Below are 15,649 nucleotides of genomic sequence, written 5' to 3' on the forward strand. Positions count from 1 at the left end.
GTGGTATGTGAAGCGATCTTTTTTATTTTACGAATGCAGCTCTTTCTCAAGCGCAGCGCCCATTTCACGGGAACGTTCGGCACATCGGTTTACTGCCGCAATGACAGTTTCAAAGAACTCTCCTTGCTCGAGCACTTCTATCGCTGCTTGTGTAGAGCCATTCGGGGATGTCACCTTCTTACGAAGTGTAGCTGGATCCTCACCCGTCTGTTGTACCATTCTGGCAGCGCCTAGCACCGTTTGAACAGTTAGCTGTGTGCTTTGTTCAAGCGGCAATCCACCACGGATGCCTGCGGCGATCATGGCTTCCATCATATAATAAATATAGGCAGGCCCACTGCCGGAGATACCCGTCAAGGTTTCCATACGTTCTTCATCAATGACTGTTGTAAGTCCGACGGCTTCAAAGATGTTGAGTGCAAGGCGTCGGCCTTTCTCATCGACTTCTTTGGAGAAGGCTATGCCGGTGGCGCCAAGACCAATGGAGCTAGAAGTATTCGGCATTGTACGGACGATGGGTTGCTTTTTGCCAAGCAGACCTTGCATCGTTCGAATGGACAGCCCAGCAATTACAGAGACTATGATCTGATCAGGAGAAAGAAGAGGGCCTAGTCCTCGTAGCGTTTCTGCAGCGTCTTTTGGTTTCATTGCTAACACGATTACTGGTGAATTCTTTAGATAATCTGTTTTTTGTTCAGGATCATTTGTACCTATTACGCCGTATCGGCTTCTTAGTTCTGCTAGACGTTCACTACTACTACGGTTAAGCATAACAACATTATCGGATTTCACGATACTACGGCTAATCATCCCGCGAACGATGGCTTCTGCCATAGAGCCTGCGCCATAAAATACAATATTATGATTCATAAGTGGAATGGAAGGTTGCTGACACATGGCTCAAAATCCTCCTAAAAGTGGTGTAATTAAAAACGGATGCATGGACACTAACCCCGAATTTGACCTGTTCCGTAAATCTTATATTTGGTTGAAGTAAGAGCAGGCAGACCCATCGGTCCACGCGCATGGAGTTTCTGTGTACTAATGCCGATCTCTGCACCAAATCCAAATTCAAAGCCATCTGTGAAGCGGGTTGAAGCATTGTGGTAAACAGCTGCAGCATCAACCTCCTGTAAGAAGCGTGAAGCGTTATCCGGATCTTCTGTTACGATACATTCCGAGTGCTTCGTGCCATACTGGGCGATATGCTGCATAGCTTCGTCTAAATCGCTGACGATTTTGATATTCAAGATATAATCATTATATTCTGTGGCATAGTCCTCTAATGTTGCAGGTAATGCCCATGGGACAAAAGATAATGTTTCCTGGCAGCCACGTAATTCAACGTTAATATCACGGAAAGCTTCGGCCAAAGAAAGCAGATACTCGTTTGCGTAATCCCGATGAATAAGTAGCGTCTCCATGGAATTGCAAACCGAAGGGCGCTGTGCTTTAGCATTCAAACTAATGTTCTGAGCCATTTCTGGAAAAGCGCTTGCGTCGAGATAAGTATGGCAGATGCCTGCACCTGTTTCAATGACAGGCACGGTTGCGTTTAGCACAACATTTTGAATAAGTGAACTACCTCCGCGAGGGATAATTACATCAAGTAACCCGTTGAGCTTAAGCATTTCATCAACAGAAGAACGATTGGGATCTTCAATCAGCTGTAGCGCATTTTTCGGCATTGAGGTTTCTGCTAGAGCATTGTGGAGAACTTCGACAATTTTTCGGTTGGAGGACAGAGCGGAGGAGCCACCGCGCAGCAGGACAGCGTTACCAGTCTTAAGACAAAGGCCAGCGGCATCAACAGTTACGTTCGGACGTGCTTCGTAAATGATACCGATGACACCTAGTGGAACACGAAGTTTCTGGATGCCCAGACCATTCGGACGTTCAATAGTTTCTAGCGTGTCACCAATTGGATCAGGTAATACAGCGATTTGTTGAAGTCCTTCTGCGATACTGTTAATTCGGCCTACATCTAACGCTAGTCGATCAAGCATGGACTCAGGAGTACCACTTAAGCGTCCGCGTTCCAGATCTTCTCGGTTGGCAGCAATGATAGCTGGAGCTTCACGGCGCAGCGCATCAGCCATAACTAAGAGTGCTTCATTTTTTTGGCCGGTAGTTAGACTCGCTAATACTCCGGTGGTTTCCTTGGCTAATTTTGCTTTATTGACAACTTCACTCATGACGATTCCTCCTTAAATTTGTATGGACAAAATTTTTACCTCAATGTAATCCATTCGTCACGGTGAATGACCTCCAGCCGGTGTACTTCTCCCAGCTTCGGTACAATCTGACGGCTGGGCAAACCTTGGATACTGCGCAGCTGAGTGTCATCGTAATTCACAATCCCGCGTCCCAGCAATTTGGAGTCTGGTCCAAGGACTTCTACAACATCCCCAGCGTGAAAGTTACCTTCGATCTGCTTGACGCCGACAGGCAGCAGACTATGACCGCCATGAAGCAGCGCTTCAACGGCGCCTTCGTCAACGTACAGGGAACCGAGTGGGGTGGACATGAAGCCAAGCCATTGCTTTTTAACAGGTAAAGAAGATAACTTGGTTGCAAAATAAGTACCTCGGCCCGAGCCTGTCGCTGCGAGTTGTAAATCCCCGGGTTCGGTAGCTCTCCCAACAAAGACGGGCACACCGCCTCGTGTAGCGATCTTGGCAGCATCGATTTTTGAACGCATGCCACCTGTCCCCACACTAGAGCCAGCTCCACCAGCAATAGCATAAATCTCCGGCGTAATATCATCAACGAACTGATAGCGAATAGCGTCGGGATGTTTCCGAGGATCTCCGCTATATAAGCCATCCATGTCGGTTAAGACTAGCAATCTGGTGGCTTTCAACAGGTTGGCAACGAGCGCGGACAAAGTATCGTTATCACCGAACTTTAACTCATCAACGGAGACGGTGTCATTCTCGTTGAATACGGGTACCGCTCCTTGGCGAAGCAGCTCTTCAACCGTCATCATAGCGTTGTTCATAGCTCTGCGACTACAGAAGTCGGTACGGGTTAGTAGGATTTGTGCTGTGGTTATTCCATGCTCGGCAAAAGCTTCCTGATACGCCTGCATGAGCAGAACTTGGCCTACAGCTGCCGCTGCTTGCTTCTCATGTAGCAGCTTCGGACGTGTAGGATATCCGATACTGCGAAAGCCTGCGGCTACAGCGCCGGAGGTTACTAATAACACCTCGCAGCCGTTTCTCTTCAATTCGGCAATCTCTGAAGCGAAGAAGGACACGGCTTCGCGATTCAATCCGCCTTCTGTTCCAGTCAGTGAGCTGCTGCCTATTTTGACTACGATTCGTGTCGTCATATCTGTTCACTTCCTCAGTATTTTTATAGATGCTGAAAACGACAAAAAGCCCCCATCCTTAGACTTAGCAAAGGACGAAAGCTTGTAAACTTCCGCGGTACCACCTTCATTGATGAGGGATCATCCGACTTCATTCTCGTAACGGGAGGATCCGTCCTGCTTAGCACAGGCCGCTCGGGGGTAGGATTCGGAACGAAAACCGCGGTAAATTCTTTCAGCCTATTGGAATTTACTCTCTAGGCGCGGTTAGACTCATTCTTACTGGTCCCGTCTGCACGTTTCACTTATTTTCAATAGAATACCATGGAGATGGTTGCTTTGCAAAGGAAAAACGAAGGAACTATTTCTCGCATTAGAAAGCTTTGATTATTCTGTTTAACCTCTAAGCAAGGGGGTGGAATACTTATAATCTGTTACATACAGGAACACCTAACGATAAAGGACCAGTTAATGAATGTGCGGTTCGGGTTTCAGATGTTCAGAGCAGCCTTCCAAGGGTCTATTCTTCGGTTAATTCAGATACCGTAGATTTAAATGTTTCTACAAAAGCCTTAGCGGCTTTAGATAAATAACGTCCGCGTCGATAGGCTACGACAAGTGTTCGGCTAGGGGCAGGATCAGTGAGCGGTAAGTAGACAGGGACGAATTCACTTCGCGGTGCACGGGCAATAAAATGAGGCACAAGAGTTACACCCATTCCAGTGGCGACCAGCGACTGAACTGTTTCCATGTTATTGCTCTCAAAGACAATTTTTGGTTCGAAGCCAGCGTTTCGGCACAGATCCATAGTCATTTTACGGAAGCCTTGGCCTTCTTTAAGTACGATAAATGGCTCGTCCTTTAGTTCTTCCAAAGAGGTCTTAGTTCCATCTAAGCTACGTTTAGCTAGCGGGTGTTCAGGTGGGACTGCAAGATCGATCCTTTCCTCACCCAGTTCTTCGTAAGCAAGAGCCGGAATTTCGAGCGGCAATGAGAGCAGGCTTAAATCAGTCTGACCACTCGCAGTGAGCTTCTCTAGGTTCATGGAGGAGTCTTCGAGCAGAGAGATTTCTACTTCCGGGTAATTTTGTTTAAAAACCGGAAGCACATGCGGTAGTAAATGTGCACCAGTGATCGGCATACTGCCTACAACGACGCGCCCGGTACGCAGTTCAGAAATATCAGACATTTCTTGTCGCAGCAGTTCTACGCCATCAATGATGATTTGGGCTTGCTCTACGAATTTCGATCCAGCATAGGTCAGTTCAACAGAGCTGGTATTTCGCTGGAACAGCATTACACCGAGCTCTTTTTCCAGCTTGGAAAGCTGCTGACTGAGTGATGGTTGGGCAATGTGCAGCTTGTCCGCTGCACGGGAGAAGTTTTTTTCGGCTGCGATTTGCAGTACATATTGCAGTTGTCTCAGTTCCATGTATAAACTCCTTTAGGAGATTGCTTTTGCTTATAAGTATAACCTATGAAACTGAAGTTTTATATAGGTTCACATGTAAGTTCGTGACGAACGCACTAACCGGCAAATAGGAAGGTATGGTTTACCAGTATTCGCTGGAGTCCTTTATGTTTGCCGGTCTAATTTTGATGCTACGCTATTACGTCTTACTATACTTTGCGGGCTGGAGAGATGCTTTGAGGGTTGTTAAATATATTTCCCGGGTCATATTTAGCTTTGACTCTCCGTAATCTAGGATAGTTTGCTCCATAATATACTGGTCCGGAATTTTTAATTCCCTGGTCTGGAACATTGATGTAGCTCCCCACGATAAATGGCTGCAGTTTCCGACGTGTATTTCGTACTACGAATATATTTCTGGCAGCTTCCGATTTCTTGGTCCATGAGCTATTCCACTCAACATAGAATTTCGCTTTCCGCCAGTAAAACGCTGTAGATTTGGGTGACTTACGGCTCACAGCTCCACCCCAGTTGAGGAAAAAGAAACCTGCGAATTCTCCCTCCACTTTCTCTAAGAACTCACGCATGGACTTAATTGCCTTGCCCGGAAAGGGTTTTCTTACGAAACCGCTGGAGAACTGGTTGCTGACTCTTTGAGTTAGCACTGGATCAGGCGCTAACATAAAACTCACTACTTTTGTATAGGGTAAAGAGCGGATGATTTGATTCGTAGGCGTTCCAACGCTCGTAACGGGCTTTAAGAGGCGGGAAGCCTCTGCCTTTGATCCGAGGAACAGCCCCGTCATAGTGACACTACCGCCTTTTTTCGGACCAATGGATAATTCACTGCCCAGTTTGGTACTAACGCATGGAGCCCAGAGTTGCCAAGCTTTGAATACCTTCACGAACTGATCCCAAGGCCAGGTGATACGAAAAACGGTAGCCGAAGCTGGAGCAGGACGTACTTTGAATTTGTAACTGGTGTAAACACCGAAATTCCCCCCGCCACCTCCGCGGGAAGCCCAGAGGAGATCAGCGTTTCTATTCTTATTGGCACGAATAATTTTCCCTTTGGCATCAACCATTTCGAGTTCGATTAGATTATCACTAACAAGGCCCACGGTTCGCTGGAGCGGCCCGATACCCCCGCCTAGGGTGATGCCACCGATTCCAACTGTAGGGCTATCGCCGAATGGAGCCATATATCCTTGCCAAGCAAGCGTGTGTGCAATTCTCCCCACTGTATTTCCGGTACCCACAACAACAGTTCCTGATTTTTTATTTAGTTTGATTTTCTTTATTTCACTTACATCGATGACAATTCCTCCGGTGACCTGTGAAAGATTAACCTCCAGAGAATGTCTACCGCTTCTTGCACGGATGGGGACTTTATTCTCGTTAGCCCATTTTATGGCGTTCGCAACATCTTGTGTTTTTTGTGCGAAGACAAACACTTTCGGGTATTTGTCAGTATGCGGATCCCAATTCTTACGAGCCGTTTCATACCCTTGATCACCTTTGAAAATAACCCGCCCGGTAAGTCTCGTTCCTGACTTCAATTGTTCCAACTCCTTCTGAGCTAACAAATGCACTGCATTTCAACAACCAGGACCCGATATAGTATGAAGGGCATTCGTCTAAGGAGTGGGCTGACTAGGGTCTCAGTAAAAAAATCATCTTCAATTTATAGGTTAAACCTATCACTTCTATAGATATCATATCTTGGAATTATAAAGACGGTGATGTTATATTTAGATCATTCAAGAGAGACTCCACGCTCTCTTCCAATGAACGATTCTATTAATGAGGTGAAATTATGAGCAACAAGACAATGTTTGAGAAGATTTGGGATAATCATGTTATTCATCAAGAGGAAGGTAAGCCTAGCATTATTTATATCGATCTGCATTTGGTTCATGAAGTAACTTCTCCACAAGCTTTTGAAGGACTTCGCCTCAGTAACCGCAAGGTTCGCCGTCCTGAGCTGACTTTCGCTACGATGGATCACAACGTTCCTACTAAGGATCGTTTTAACATTAAAGATCCAATTTCCAAGCAACAAATTGATACACTTTCCAAGAACTGTGCTGATTTTGGTGTTAGATTGTTCGACCTGAATGATATCGATCAAGGCGTTGTACACGTAATGGGACCTGAGATCGGCTTGACGCACCCTGGTAAAACTATCGTTTGCGGCGACAGCCATACCTCTACACATGGAGCATTTGGTGCGCTGGCTTTTGGTATAGGAACTAGTGAAGTTGAACATGTAATGGCTACCCAATGTTTGCAGCAATCTAAAGCTAAGACTATGGAAGTACGCTTTACAGGTAAAAGAAATCCCGGAGTAACCGCAAAGGATATGATCCTTGGTGTTATTGCTAAGTATGGTACTGATTTTGCAACAGGTTATGTTATTGAGTATACAGGCGAGGCCATTCGTGAGCTGTCGATGGAAGAACGTATGACCGTCTGCAACATGTCGATTGAAGGCGGAGCAAGAGCAGGCTTGATCGCTCCTGACGAAACTACTTTTAACTATCTGCGTGGACGTCAATATGTGCCGCAAGGCGAAGCTTATGACGCTGCTGTTGAAGGATGGAAGAGTCTTGTTAGTGACGAAGGTGCTCAGTATGATACGGTAGTTGAATTCGATGTGGAGACATTGATTCCACAAGTGACTTGGGGTACTAGCCCGGGCATGGGTACAGATATCAACTCTAGCGTACCAAATCCGGCTGACTTCACCACTGAGAATGAACGCAAAGCTGCTGAAAAAGCGCTTGAATATATGGATTTGACTCCTGGAACACCTATTTCTGAAATTCCAATTGATTATGTATTTATCGGTTCTTGTACTAACGGACGGATCGAAGATTTGAGAGCCGCAGCCGTGGTAGCAAAAGGCCATAAAGTCTCTGACAAGGTTACTGCCATTGTTGTTCCTGGATCTGGTCGTGTTAAAATGCAGGCTGAGAAGGAAGGGCTTGATAAAGTCTTTACTGACGCGGGCTTTGAATGGCGCGAAGCGGGATGCAGCATGTGCCTTGCGATGAACCCTGATGTACTGCAACCTGGACAACGCTGTGCATCTACCTCGAATCGTAACTTTGAAGGACGTCAAGGTCGCGGTGGACGCACGCATCTGGTATCCCCAGCTATGGCTGCTGCAGCTGCGATAAAAGGCCGTTTCACTGACGTACGTGATTGGAACTATAAGACGGAAGCTGTCAGCTCATAGAACTAGAGAGAACACGGGAGGATAAAACTATGGATGCTTTTAAAAAATTAACAGGAATTGTTGCACCAGTAGATCGGGTGAATGTAGATACGGATGCAATTATCCCAAAGCAGTTCTTGAAACGGATTGAACGGACAGGATTTGGACAATTTTTGTTCTACGAATGGCGTTTTGATGAAGCTGGTAACGATAACACTGCCTTTGAAATGAATAAACCACGCTATAAGGGTGCTTCAGTCTTGATCTCACGTGCTAACTTTGGCTGTGGCTCCTCACGGGAGCATGCACCTTGGGCGATAATGGATTATGGGTTCAGAGTTGTCATTGCACCTTCTTATGCAGATATCTTCTACAACAACTGCTTTAAGAACGGCATTTTGCCAATTAAGCTTTCGGAAGAGCAAGTGGATGAGCTGTTTAATCGGACAGCCGAGCATGAGGGCTACCAGTTGAACGTGGATCTTGAGAGCAATACACTTCACGATGAATTTGGACTGAGCATCAGCTTTGATCTGGATGAGCACCGTCGTCAGTTCTTGCTGCAAGGTCTGGATGATATCGGACTAACTCTTCAGCATGCAGATGAAATTGCTGCGTATGAAGAGCTTCATGCGGCTAAGTTATTCTCTTAATTATAGGATATAACTGGTTTCAATCTTAACTTTTACAAAAATTACTTAAAACTTCTATTTCCGGGTGTCGGAAATAGAAGTTTTTTTGCTATAATCGAAATATTCATTGGTGATATAGGAAACATTTGGTGATTTCTGTCGTCTTAGTACTTATCTAGATCTATTACTTGCAGAAGGAGCGGGAAAATGAGAAGAGTTGGGTATCGAACGTTGCTACTATTGTTGCTGCCATTATTATTACTATCATTCACTGGACGTGAAGCTGCCGCAGCTGGTAGCAGCTCAGGCAGAATTATTATGGATAATCAAGAGCTTGCTTTACCAAAAGGAATTAAACTTGAGAACGTCAATGGTAGCGTTATGATTCCCGTCAGAGTGGTAGTGGAGAATCTTGGATTTGAGGTATTATGGGAGCAGCAGGCCCGCAAAGTAACGGTTCACCAAGATGGAAAAAGCATTGAGCTGGCTGTAGGGAAAAAAACAGCTGATGCGGATGGGGTAACGTTTGATTTAAATGCAGCACCCAAGCAAAGTGGTGGTACAGTTCTCGTTCCGATTCGCTTCGTAAGTGAGCAGTTCGGTCTAAAGGTTGGCTGGGATAATAGCGATAAAACGGTCTATTTGACGGGTGGACAAGCTTCGGTGGCTACACCAGAGGGAAACGTTACTGGTCCAACAGCAACAAATACTCCTTCTCCAACTCAGATTACTACACCCGGCATGGATAATGGCACAAGCGCTGGAAGTGTTTTGCCCTCACCGACACCACAATCATCCTCAGTACCAGGAAGCACTGGTGTGAATGCAGCAGGTCCGCTAGTAAATGGGGCAGCCTTCACTGAGAATCGATTAATCATCGCTGTTTCTGGGGCTCCTAAACCTAGCATCACAAAAATGAGCAGTCCAGATCGAATCGTCGTAGATTTTCCCGGTGCAGCTTTTGCTCCTGATTTCGTTGGAGGCCTACCGAGTATTACCCCAAACGGAAGTCCGCAAGGGAAGCTGGATGTTACTGGTTACCCTCTAGTTTCTGAGATCCGGTATGCGCTGTTCAGTGTAAGTCCTTCTACCGTTAGGTTCGTGATTCAAACGGTCGGGAGCCAGCCTTATCAATTAAGTACGGATGAAAGTACTGGACTGGTGACACTGGATTTGAATGTTACAGGCAGTGAAGGGAACACCTCAGGCGGTAGTGGAATGACTGGAAAGCCAGTTGTAGTTCTCGACGCGGGTCATGGAGGGACACAATCTGGAGCAGTCAGTCTCACGGGTAAGCTGGAAAAAGACTTCAATCTGGCGGTTATCCGTAAAGTACAAACACTACTTATGCAGGAAGCTTTAGTTGACGTCGTATTTACAAGGACAGAAGACATTACGTTGGGTCTTCAGGATCGAGTAAATATCGCAGAAGCGGCAAAGGCTAATCTCTTTATTTCAGTGCATGGGAATTCACTGGAGCTGGGTTATCCGAATAGAGACAAAATAAATGGCAGTGAAACGTACTATTCGCGGAGTGGGAGTCTGCCGCTTGCTCAGATCATGCACAAACATCTGATAGCAGGTACTGGATTCAAGGACAACGGAGTAAGAACGAAAAGTCTGCATGTTACAAGAGAAACCAGTATGCCGGCAGTACTTCTAGAAGTGGGGTATCTTACTAATTCAGGAAATGAATCAGGGATGTATAGTGAGCAGCTTCAAGACAAATTAGCGAGGGAAATTGTAGCCGGTATTAAGGAATATCTAGGACTTTAATGCTTGATGTTGGTGAGATTTCTCAATTTTTATGGAATATATTCGCAACCTTTATAGATTGTTAGCGTCTAATAGAGGTCTGAGGTTAACGTAGACAGGCCATCACGATCGCCATTCACAGGCGAATACTAGATTTAGAGGTGAAGAATGAAGAAATTCAGTTTGATGTTGTTTTTGTTGCTCTTAGTATTTGTTTTGCCTGAGAACGGACATGCTGCTGCCGGGAATAGCAAGATTTATCTGGACGGCAAGGAGCTGACCGCAGGGCAAAATGTCCCTGTTGAGAATGTGAATGATACAATCATGGTGCCGTTAAGGTTGATCTCTGAAAGCCTTGGATATAACGTGGGTTGGGATCAGAAGAGCAAGACGGTAACGATTGAACAGCAAGGAAAGGTCATCAAACTGGTTGTGAATCAAAAGATAGCCTCAGTTGATGACAAGACAGTAACCCTTACCACGGCACCAATCCTTCGTAGTAATACGACTGTTGTACCGATTCGGTTCATTAGTGAACAGTTTGGATTAAATGTCTCGTGGGACAACGTGAAGAAGAGTGTGTATCTTATTACCCCAGGATCCTCAAATGATAACGGTAGTTCAGGTGGAAATACTGAAAATGGTGGATCTGAGGTTGTACCACCGGTAGATCCTTCTAAGAATTTAACGATGGTAAATGGTGTGAGCTTTAGTGAAAATCGTTTGAGCATTGCTATGGAGGGTAATTCAGTACCGAAAGTGACAGTGATGACTGGGCCGGATCGGTTAGTTGTTGATTTACCTAATGCCACCTTCTCAGACCTTTTTGGTACAGGACAGATCCTTGATCCTGACCTTAACGGTAGCTTGGAAGTGAAAGATTATCCTGATGTATCAGGAGTACGTTACTCCCTTTATAGCACGAATCCTTATACAGTACGTTTTGTAATTGATTTGAACTATGCTAAGAATTACAACGTTAGCGTTACTGGAGACGATTCTAAGCTGGTTGTAATCGATCTAAATGCGGAAAATACTGATGATACTACAACACAACCAGGAAATAACGGCAGAAAGCTAGTAGTATTAGATGCAGGGCATGGAGCTAAAGATTCCGGAGCAGTGGGTGTTACAGGTAAATACGAGAAAAATTTCAATTTGGCCATCGTACTTAAGACAGCTGAATTGCTGAAAAAAGAAAGTAATATTGACGTCGTGTTAACACGAAGTAATGATACATTCTTGGAGCTTAAAGAAAGAGCAGCTATGGCGAATAATTTAAAAGCTGATATCTTCATATCTGTACACGCCAATAGCTCAGGTTCCTCTTCAGCTAGTGGATCAGAAACGTATTATCAACGGGAAGCCAGTAAAGCATTGGCGAACGTGATGCATAAATATCTTGTTCAAGCTACAGGGCTTAGCGATCGCGGTGTACGTTATGGGAATTTCCATGTTATCCGTGAAACGAAAATGCCTGCAGTATTACTTGAAGTGGGATACCTTAGCAACAAAAAAGATGAGGCATTGCTCTTTACAGATGCACTTCAAAACAAAGTTGCGGCTTCAATAGTGAGTGGGATTAAGGAATATTTGGGTATAAAATAACAGACCAGTGGCAGACGAGCGCCGCAAAGTCAGCTTTCTGCTTTTATTTTAAAAGGCAAGAAGTGGTTTTGCGGTACCTGTCTGCCCGTATTCATCTAGAGGAGGCGTTTATTAATGATGAAACAAAAATGGAGTACAATTGGGATCGCTACACTGCTTCTGCTAGTGATTGCTGGCTGTGGAGACAAGCCTACTGCGGCTCCAGCAAATGGTGTGGAGCAAGATACTTCAAATGTTGTAAGTGGTGCGGGAGAAAGTACACCGGCTCCAAGCGATGAACCAGGAAACGAAGTGGCTAGCACTCCGCAACCGACAGCAGATAATAGCAACACAGAAACTCAGGCAACTGCAAAGCCAGTAGCAGATGAGAAGCAAAAACAGAGCCAGAGTATCGATGCATATTATACGGATACACAAGTTATGGATCTGATTCCTGCTAAGACTAGCATTAGCTTCTCTGACGATGTTCAGAAATATACAGAGACGTTCAAAGCATTGCAAAGCAACGAGAATACTGACCTTGTATCGTTATGGGGCAAGATTAAACTGAAATCGTTAAAGTTTGTTGATGGTCAAATTGTGATGGATATTCATAAACCGGATGAAGCACAGCTGGGTGCTGGTGGGGAGTCCTTAGCGATTTCATCACTTGCCAAAACCTATTTTCAATTTGAAGAAGTAAAAAGTATCGAAGTTTTGGTGGATGGTGAAAAGGTTGAAAGCTTGATGGGTCATGTTGACCTAATGCATCCTATGACTAGAGATAATAGCTAATTGTTATTACAACAAAGGATAAAAGCATCTAACTGACGAACTTTAAACTATACTATTTATTTGAGTCATAGAGAGGGGAATAATCTATTGTCCGCGCAAAAAAAGTCAAAACTTCCATTAAAGGCTTATTCTACTAAAGCAGTATCGGCTGTTATGGCTGGAGCCATGATTTTTAGTGGCGCAAGCGCAGTGTTTGCAGATACTGCTGCTACGACAGCAGCAACAACCACTACACAATCTGTAGGCATTTTTAGCGATGTGAAGACAGGCTTCTGGGCTGAAAAGCATATATATAAACTAGCATCACAAGGAATTGTGGTTGGTAATAATGGTTTATTCCGCCCTGGGGATTCTGTAACTCAACAGGAAGCTGTGCTCATGGCATTACGTTTTATGAAGTTGCAGGATAAAGTGGATACTTCTTCAGCTGTGGCCTTGCCAACTGATTTTAAGGTTTCAAATTATTACAAAGATTATGTTGTACTAGCGTTCCAGCAAGGTCTTTTAGACAAAACTTCGGAAATGTCTCCTGATAATTTGAAAACTTCATGGGGAGAACGTAAAGCATCCCGAGAATGGATTGCTGAACTGTTAATTCGTGCACTTGGAAAAAGTGCAGACGCAACTGTAGCAGCTAGCAAACCGACAGGCTTTGCGGATGATTCTAAAGTGTCTGCAAACAAAAGAGGGTACATCAACGTTGCTGTTGATCTAAAATTAGCCAATGGTCTTGACGGTAATCGCTTTGATCCACAAGGGGCTGTGACCCGTGCTCAATTGGCGACTTTTTTCAGCCGTGCGGAAGCTCACAATACGGTTGAATATGACAACACGGCATCAGGAACAATCAGTCAATTAGCAGATGGCAAACTATCCGTTTATAACAACGGAAAGACATCTACATATACCCTGGGAGCGAGCACCGCTTATTACACAAGCGCTTCTGAAAGTAGAATAAATCTAAGTGATATCCAACCTTACACAAGGGTTACTGTAATTGGAGCGACATATAACGCAGCCTATGTTGAAGTGACTGACCCTACACAACAAGTGGAGAGCCTTTCCGGAAGCTTCGCAATGGTAGCACCTGGTAATAAGCTATGGCTGAAATCAGCTACTGGGTTCACTGAATATTATTACGATGAAACGACTACCTTTGTAGATGCGAACGGGACTTCAATTGAACCTGCTTCGCTGGTAGCAGACAGTATAGTTACGTTCCAGCGTGAAACTTATAGTGGTTCACATAAAGTGGTCAAGGTTCAAGTGACTTCAGGCGTTGTTAACAAGACGACAACAGGTACCATTCAAAGTATAGATCTAACTGGGAAAAGCATTACTTTTAAAAATGCTGCTGGTACGGTAGAAACCTTTAAATGGGAGGATGGAACTTCATTATTCACTTATCAAGCATCCGTATTGCAGCCTACAGAATTGAAGACAGGTTCTGCTGTCAAATATACAGTTAAAGAAAATGTGATACGTTCTGTAGAAGTGACAGAAGGTATTGAACGGACCGTTCAGGGTGTACTTACAGAACTGACTAGTTCAACAGTTGTTTATAAAAAAACGGACGGAACTCGTGAAGTTAAGCTACTGGCTACAAAGCCAGCAATTGTTATACCGAACATGAATAGCCCTGTGGCCGATGATCTTATAGCTGATACAGTCGGTGGGGACAAGATTCAGCTTACGCTGAACAGCAGCGATCAAGTCATAAAGATTGAAGTGTTAAGCCGCCAAATTGATCAGTTTAGTGGAGCGACAGTTATTGATTATAATAGTAAAACGCAGCTTCTAACGGTTATGGACACTGATAAAAAAGCCCATGTCGTTCAGTTGGATGAAAAAACAAAACTGTTGATTGAAGGTGCACTTCCTAATTTAGCTAATATCGGTACGAAACTTATTGAGAACCGTAAAGTAAATGTAAAAGCTATAGGACAACGGGCTTTATCGTTGGAAATTGTCACAAAGTATGAAGGAACCTTGGCTGCTGTTAATACTTCCTCTAGAACTATTGTATTGAAGCTTAATGATGGGCAAACTTTAACGATGCCTTATCCACAATTAATTGATCTCTTTGGTAAGACTAGTTCAACTTTAAGTGATGTTCCTGTTGGTAGTAATGTGACAGCCTCAATGACAACTGGTCAGGACATTATTGCAGTACTGAAAGTGAAGACAGCTTTACAAGTTGAAGCAGCAACTGTTAATGCCGGAACCAACCGTTTGAGTGTTAAATGGAACGGTGGAACAAGTGAGATCAATACTGCTGTACTTCCAATAACAAATGAAGCTGGCGAAAGCATTAAGCTGACAGCTGTTAAATCGGGGGATTTTCTTAATGTGACCTTTGATGGAAGCACTCCGCTCGCTATTCAGCTAGTTAAGCTTACAACGGGCCAGATTAGTTCAGTCGATGCTGCAGCGAATAATTTGGTTGTAAAAGAGTATGCTGGAGCGGCACAAAGCTTTGCTGTAAGCGGTGGGGTTAGAATCATTCGTGATGGCGCCACAACAACTGCTCTTAGTAACTTAACAACATCGGACAGAGTAGAGATTCGTAAAGACACGGATGGAGCGACAGTCATTCGTGTGTTACCACAGTTAACTCGTTCATTCTCTCGCTATGACAGTACGACGAGCTCATTGGTGACTAAGAGAGCTAATCTGAACGATAAGTATCAGTTCACTCTTGCTTCAAATGTCTATATTCATCAAGGAGATACGACATTGTCCGTGCAATCTCTTAAAGAAAATGATAATATTATAATGTATTTCAATAATGATATCGTGGTTGAAATTGTGAAACAATAGTAGCAATGGTGGATTTCTGAGTGAATCACCGTCTTGACCCAGGAGCTTTGCCTGCGTCAAGACGTTTTTTTTGAAATATAAGAAAGTATAAGAGTTGTATTTTCTTGAAATGTATG

The 15,649-nt window shown here is 44.4% G+C and carries 11 protein-coding genes; 6 read left to right on the forward strand and 5 right to left on the reverse strand.

Going from position 1 to position 15,649, the window contains the following annotated elements; translation table 11 throughout:
- Positions 1-27: 27 nt before the first annotated feature.
- The 5 genes from proC to L1028_RS05010 form a co-directional block, all read right to left on the reverse strand.
- Positions 28-897, reverse strand: a complete 870-nt coding sequence (gene proC / locus L1028_RS04990) for a pyrroline-5-carboxylate reductase (protein WP_234531991.1) — start codon at positions 895-897, stop codon at positions 28-30.
- Between the two features lie 50 nt (positions 898-947).
- Entirely contained in the window at positions 948-2,195 is a 1,248-nt protein-coding gene (locus L1028_RS04995; RefSeq protein WP_234531993.1) for a glutamate-5-semialdehyde dehydrogenase, read from the reverse strand.
- Between the two features lie 35 nt (positions 2,196-2,230).
- The gene (gene proB / locus L1028_RS05000; RefSeq protein ID WP_234531999.1) at positions 2,231-3,334 is read right to left on the reverse strand and encodes a glutamate 5-kinase; all 1,104 of its coding nucleotides are present in this window, start codon (positions 3,332-3,334) and stop codon (positions 2,231-2,233) included.
- 499 nt (positions 3,335-3,833) lie between these two features.
- Entirely contained in the window at positions 3,834-4,745 is a 912-nt protein-coding gene (locus L1028_RS05005) for a LysR family transcriptional regulator (RefSeq protein WP_234532000.1), read from the reverse strand.
- Between the two features lie 188 nt (positions 4,746-4,933).
- On the reverse strand, positions 4,934-6,283 hold the full coding sequence (locus L1028_RS05010; protein ID WP_234532002.1) for an FAD-binding oxidoreductase: 1,350 nt from the start codon (positions 6,281-6,283) through the stop codon (positions 4,934-4,936).
- Between the two features lie 257 nt (positions 6,284-6,540).
- Here L1028_RS05010 and leuC point away from each other — a divergent pair, with 257 nt between their 5' ends.
- From leuC to L1028_RS05040, 6 genes are all read left to right on the forward strand, one after another.
- Entirely contained in the window at positions 6,541-7,965 is a 1,425-nt protein-coding gene (gene leuC, locus L1028_RS05015) for a 3-isopropylmalate dehydratase large subunit (protein ID WP_042190084.1), read from the forward strand.
- Between the two features lie 29 nt (positions 7,966-7,994).
- On the forward strand, positions 7,995-8,597 hold the full coding sequence (gene leuD / locus L1028_RS05020; RefSeq protein WP_234532004.1) for a 3-isopropylmalate dehydratase small subunit: 603 nt from the start codon (positions 7,995-7,997) through the stop codon (positions 8,595-8,597).
- A gap of 186 nt (positions 8,598-8,783) precedes the next feature.
- On the forward strand, positions 8,784-10,352 hold the full coding sequence (locus L1028_RS05025; protein ID WP_234532006.1) for an N-acetylmuramoyl-L-alanine amidase family protein: 1,569 nt from the start codon (positions 8,784-8,786) through the stop codon (positions 10,350-10,352).
- A 147-nt stretch (positions 10,353-10,499) separates the two neighbouring features.
- Complete coding sequence (locus L1028_RS05030; protein WP_234532008.1) at positions 10,500-11,939, forward strand: N-acetylmuramoyl-L-alanine amidase family protein; 1,440 nt, start codon at positions 10,500-10,502, stop codon at positions 11,937-11,939.
- 114 nt (positions 11,940-12,053) lie between these two features.
- Positions 12,054-12,713 (forward strand): GerMN domain-containing protein, encoded by a 660-nt coding sequence (locus tag L1028_RS05035; protein WP_234532018.1) that lies wholly within the window; start codon positions 12,054-12,056, stop codon positions 12,711-12,713.
- An 87-nt stretch (positions 12,714-12,800) separates the two neighbouring features.
- Positions 12,801-15,533 (forward strand): S-layer homology domain-containing protein, encoded by a 2,733-nt coding sequence (locus tag L1028_RS05040; RefSeq protein WP_234532022.1) that lies wholly within the window; start codon positions 12,801-12,803, stop codon positions 15,531-15,533.
- The last annotated feature ends 116 nt before the right edge of the window (positions 15,534-15,649 follow it).

This window comes from Paenibacillus pseudetheri (assembly GCF_924513355.1).
In the GTDB taxonomy this organism is placed as follows: domain Bacteria; phylum Bacillota; class Bacilli; order Paenibacillales; family Paenibacillaceae; genus Paenibacillus_AQ; species Paenibacillus_AQ pseudetheri.

Bases quoted from the DNA above. Each gene is read 5' to 3' on its own strand.
- proC (WP_234531991.1), bottom strand. From the start codon at position 897: ATGTGTCAGCAACCTTCCATTCCACTTATGAATCATAATATTGTATTT.
- L1028_RS04995 (WP_234531993.1), bottom strand. From the start codon at position 2,195: ATGAGTGAAGTTGTCAATAAAGCAAAATTAGCCAAGGAAACCACCGGA.
- proB (WP_234531999.1), bottom strand. From the start codon at position 3,334: ATGACGACACGAATCGTAGTCAAAATAGGCAGCAGCTCACTGACTGGA.
- L1028_RS05005 (WP_234532000.1), bottom strand. From the start codon at position 4,745: ATGGAACTGAGACAACTGCAATATGTACTGCAAATCGCAGCCGAAAAA.
- leuC (WP_042190084.1), top strand. From the start codon at position 6,541: ATGAGCAACAAGACAATGTTTGAGAAGATTTGGGATAATCATGTTATT.
- leuD (WP_234532004.1), top strand. From the start codon at position 7,995: ATGGATGCTTTTAAAAAATTAACAGGAATTGTTGCACCAGTAGATCGG.
- L1028_RS05025 (WP_234532006.1), top strand. From the start codon at position 8,784: ATGAGAAGAGTTGGGTATCGAACGTTGCTACTATTGTTGCTGCCATTA.
- L1028_RS05030 (WP_234532008.1), top strand. From the start codon at position 10,500: ATGAAGAAATTCAGTTTGATGTTGTTTTTGTTGCTCTTAGTATTTGTT.
- L1028_RS05035 (WP_234532018.1), top strand. From the start codon at position 12,054: ATGATGAAACAAAAATGGAGTACAATTGGGATCGCTACACTGCTTCTG.